Here is a 4307-nt window from a genome sequence, read left to right as displayed (position 1 = left end):
TTCCGAGGTACGCCGGCAGTCGCGCGAACGACGCCGGCTGCGGGTGGCCGTCCTGGCGCTGGTCAGCGTCGTGCTGCTCGGCGCGGTACCGCTCTTCTTCGGCGTCCGCACGCTGAGCCGGGACCCGGTCTTCGACAACCTGGACCAGCTCGCCGTGCCCGCGTGGGCCGCGACGAAGACGGTCGACGACGTCAGCGGCAGCCGCTGGTGCCTGCTCGACTGCCGGCTGCGCGAGCGCACCGTCACCTCGGAGAAGTCGCCGGAGGAGACGGCGAAGGTCTACGAGGACGCGCTGCGCCAGGACGGCTGGCGACCGTGGAAGGTGAGCCGCTGCCCGGAGCAGGAGACGAAGGGCAGCTACACGTGCTGGCGTCAGGACGAGCTGACCCTCGACCTGTGGGTACGGGCGCCGGCCTGCGTACCGCCGCCGGTCGACGGGGAGCCGGCGATCGTGCCGTCTCCGGAGCCGTCGGCCGCTGCGGGGGAGTGCACCGGCTCGTTGGTGTCGGTGAAGGTGCGCAACGCGATCGACGACGAGCGGACCAGGCCGCAGCCCAGCACCGATCCGTCACTGACCGGAGAGGACCCGTTCCCGACGGTCAGCGGAGATCCGCTGGGCGACGTGACACCCTCACCGTCCTGAGCCGCTCTCCATCACGGACGGTAGGGTCTGGGGCTGGCGGGCCCGCCCGTGCCCGGCGACCGGCGACGGCTCGGTGGGTTCGGTGGGCGCCAGGTTGTGCGTTCCGGGGACGTCGGGTCCGGCGGAAATCTGCTTGAGGAGGACACGCGTGGGCGACATTTTAGAGGTCGCGGCGCTGATCGCGGCGTGCGCGTTCGCGGTGCTGGTGCTCATCCTGACGCTGCCGATCCTGCGGCTGCGGCACACGGTGGACGCCACCACGCGCATGATCAACGACCTCAACGATCGGACGGCGCCGCTGCTCGGCGACGTGAACACCACGGTGAAGAACGTCAACGTCGCCCTGGAGCAGGTGCAGACCTCGCTCGACGGCGTGAACCTGCAGCTGGCGAAGGTCGACACGATGACCAGCCACGCCCAGAACGTCACCGCAAACGTCGCCAACCTCGCCACAGTGGTCTCCGCCGCGGCCGCGAACCCGCTGGTCAAGGTGGCCGCGTTCGGCTACGGCGTGCGCAAGGCCGCCGCCGGCCGCCGGCACGCCGAGACCGAGCGCGAGGTGCGCGACACCATCAAGCAGCAGCGGCGGGCCGCCCGGCGCGGCAACCGCTGACCGGCCGGGCCAGCAGGAGGTAGCAGGACATGAGGCGGTTGTTCTGGCTCGGCATCGGCGTGGCCGTCGGCGTGATCGTGGTCCGCAAGGCGACCCGGACCGCGCAGGCGTACACCCCGGCCGGCATCGCCAGCTCGTTGTCGGAATCCGCTGGCGGCCTGGTGGAATCGCTGCGTAGCTTCGTGGAGGACGTCCGGATCGGGATGGCCGAACGCGAGCAGGAGATCCACCAGGCGTTCGCCCAGGGTGAGGCGTTCGATGACCAGTTCGCCGAGCTGCGGGAGTCCCCGCGGATCGGCGATCGAGACATTTTTCCGGAGGAACACCAGCGATGAAGACGGCGGAGATCAAGCGGCGGTACCTCGCGCACTTCGAGGCGAACGGCCACGCCGTGGTGCCGTCCGCTCCGCTGCCCGCCATCAGCGACCCGAACCTGCTGTTCGTCAACGCCGGCATGGTGCAGTTCGTGCCCTACTTCCTGGGCCAGCAGACCCCGCCGTACCGGCGGGCGGTCAGCGTGCAGAAGTGCCTGCGCACCCCGGACATCGACGAGGTCGGCAAGACCAGCCGGCACGGCACGTTCTTCCAGATGAACGGCAACTTCTCCTTCGGTGACTACTTCAAGGCCGGCGCGATCCCGCTGGCGTGGGAGTTGTCCACGAAGCCGATCGCCGAGGGTGGTTACGGGCTGGATCCGGCGCGGATCTGGCCGACGATCTACCTCGACGACGACGAGGCGTACGAGATCTGGCGGTCGGTGGGTGTGCCGGCCGAGCGGATCGTCCGCCGGGGCAAGGCGGACAACTTCTGGTCGATGGGCATTCCCGGGCCGTGCGGTCCGTCGTCGGAGCTGTTCTACGACCGGGGCCCGGAGTACGGCCGCGAGGGCGGCCCGGCGGTCGACGAGGACCGCTACATGGAGTACTGGAACCTCGTGTTCATGCAGTTCGAGCGCGGTCCGGGCACCACCAAGGAGGACTACCCGATCCTGGGTGACCTGCCGGCGCAGAACATCGACACCGGCATGGGCCTGGAGCGGATGGCCTCGATCCTGCAGGGCGTCGACAACCTCTACGAGATCGACGAGGTCCGGCCGATCCTCGCCCGGGCGGCCGAGCTGACCGGCAAGCGTTACGGCGCGCACTCCGGGCACGTGGCCAGCGAGTCGCACCCGGACGACATCCGGCTGCGGGTGGTCGCCGACCACGTACGGACCGCGCTGATGCTGATCGGCGACGGCGTGACCCCGAGCAACGAGGGCCGTGGCTACGTGCTGCGCCGGATCATGCGCCGGGCGATCCGGTCGATCCGACTGCTCGGCTGGCAGGACCGGGCGCTGCCGGAGCTGCTGCCGGTCGCGCGGGACTGCATGGCGCCGTCGTACCCGGAGCTGGCGACCGACTTCGACCGGATCGCGCAGTACGCGTACGCCGAGGAGGAAGCCTTCCTGTCGACGCTGCGCGCCGGGACGACGATCCTGGACACCGCGATCGCCGAGACCCGCACGGCGGGCGGCACGGCGCTGTCCGGGGCGAAGGCGTTCCAGCTGCACGACACGTACGGCTTCCCGATCGACCTGACCCTGGAGATCGCGGCGGAGCAGGGCCTCACGGTCGACGACGAGGGCTTCCGCCGGCTGATGGCCGACCAGCGGACCCGGGCGAAGGCGGACGCGCAGGCCCGCAAGACGGGGCACACCGACGTGTCGGCGTACCGGTCGGTGCTCGACGCGGGTGGCCCGGTGACGTTCACCGGCTACAGCGAGGTGGCCCGCGAGTCGCGGGTGCGGGCGCTGCTGGGCTCCGACGGCCCGCGTCAGGCGGCGACCGAGGGTGAGACCGTCGAGTTGGTGCTCGACACGACCCCGTTCTACGCCGAGGGCGGTGGCCAGCAGCCCGACCACGGCATCATCACCGTCGGCGACGGTCAGGTCGAGGTGCTCGACGTGCAGCAGCCGGTGCCCGGCCTGATCGTGCACCGGGCCCGGGTCATCCGGGGTGAGGTGCACCCCGGCGACACCGGCTACGCCGAGATCGACACCACCCGGCGGCGGGCGATCTCCCGGTCGCACACGGCCACCCACCTGGTGCACCAGACCATGCGCAACTTCCTCGGCGAGTCGGCCACCCAGGCGGGTTCGCTGAACGCCCCGGGTCGGCTGCGGTTCGACTTCAACACCCCGACGGGTGTGTCGCCTACCGTTCTGCGCGACGTGGAGCAGCAGGTCAACGAGGTGCTCCTGGCCGACCTGGAGGTGCACGCCTTCATCACCTCGCTGGACGAGGCGCGGCGGATCGGCGCGATGGCGCTGTTCGGCGAGAAGTACGGCGAGGAGGTGCGGGTCGTCGAGGTCGGCGACTACGCCCGCGAGCTGTGCGGCGGCACGCACGTGGCCCGCTCGGCCCAGCTCGGTCTCGTGAAGATCCTCTCCGAGTCGTCCATCGGCTCCGGTGTCCGCCGGGTCGAGGCGCTGGTCGGCATGGACGCCTTCGGCTTCCTGGCCAAGGAGCACCTGCTGGTCTCCCGGCTGGCCGAGCTGTACCGGGTGCCCAACGACCAGGTCGCCGACCGGGTGGAGCAGACGGTGACCCAGCTGCGGGACGCGGAGAAGGAGCTGGAGAAGCTGCGCGCCCAGTTGGTGCTGGGTGGCGCGGCGGCGCTCGCGGCGCAGGCCAAGGATGTGCGCGGGGTGGCGTACGTGGGCACCGAGGCGCCGGAGGGCGCGGCCGGTAACGACGTACGGACCCTGGCGCAGGAGATTCGCGGCAAGATCGACCCGGCGCGGCCGGCGGTGGTCGCGGTGGCGGCCCGCGCGAACGGCAAGGCGTCGCTGGTGGTGGCGGTCAACGCGGCCGCCCGCAGTCGGGGTCTGGCCGCCTCGGACCTGGTGAAGGCGGCGTTCTCCGGGCGCGGCGGGGGTAGCCCCGACCTGGCCCAGGGCGGCGGCCTGCCGGCGGCCGAGGCGCCGAACCTGCTGCTCACCGTCGAGAAGGCGATCACCGAGGCGTGATGGACGGTCATGGTCGACCAGGGCGGACCGATCGGTCCGCC

The 4307-nt window shown here is 71.3% G+C and carries 4 protein-coding genes; all 4 read left to right on the top strand.

The window, feature by feature from the left end; translation table 11 throughout:
* Positions 1-643, top strand: a 643-nt coding sequence (locus AB0J68_RS28115) for a hypothetical protein (protein WP_363941409.1), incomplete at its 5' end; no start/stop codon positions are given.
* A 148-nt stretch (positions 644-791) separates the two neighbouring features.
* A complete protein-coding gene (locus tag AB0J68_RS28110; RefSeq protein WP_354862941.1) occupies positions 792-1256 on the top strand; it encodes a DUF948 domain-containing protein in 465 nt (154 codons plus the stop codon).
* 29 nt (positions 1257-1285) lie between these two features.
* On the top strand, positions 1286-1591 hold the full coding sequence (locus tag AB0J68_RS28105; RefSeq protein WP_354862942.1) for a hypothetical protein: 306 nt from the start codon (positions 1286-1288) through the stop codon (positions 1589-1591).
* Positions 1588-4266, top strand: coding sequence for an alanine--tRNA ligase (gene alaS, locus AB0J68_RS28100; RefSeq protein WP_363941405.1), 2679 nt, complete (start codon positions 1588-1590; stop codon positions 4264-4266). The genes AB0J68_RS28105 and alaS overlap by 4 nt, the downstream gene beginning before the upstream one ends.
* Positions 4267-4307 lie beyond the last annotated feature (41 nt).

This window comes from Micromonospora sp. NPDC049580 (genome assembly GCF_040675595.1).
GTDB lineage: Bacteria > Actinomycetota > Actinomycetes > Mycobacteriales > Micromonosporaceae > Micromonospora.
Note: the sequence above shows the minus strand (reverse complement) of the source record. Positions and strands in the feature narration are given on the sequence as shown.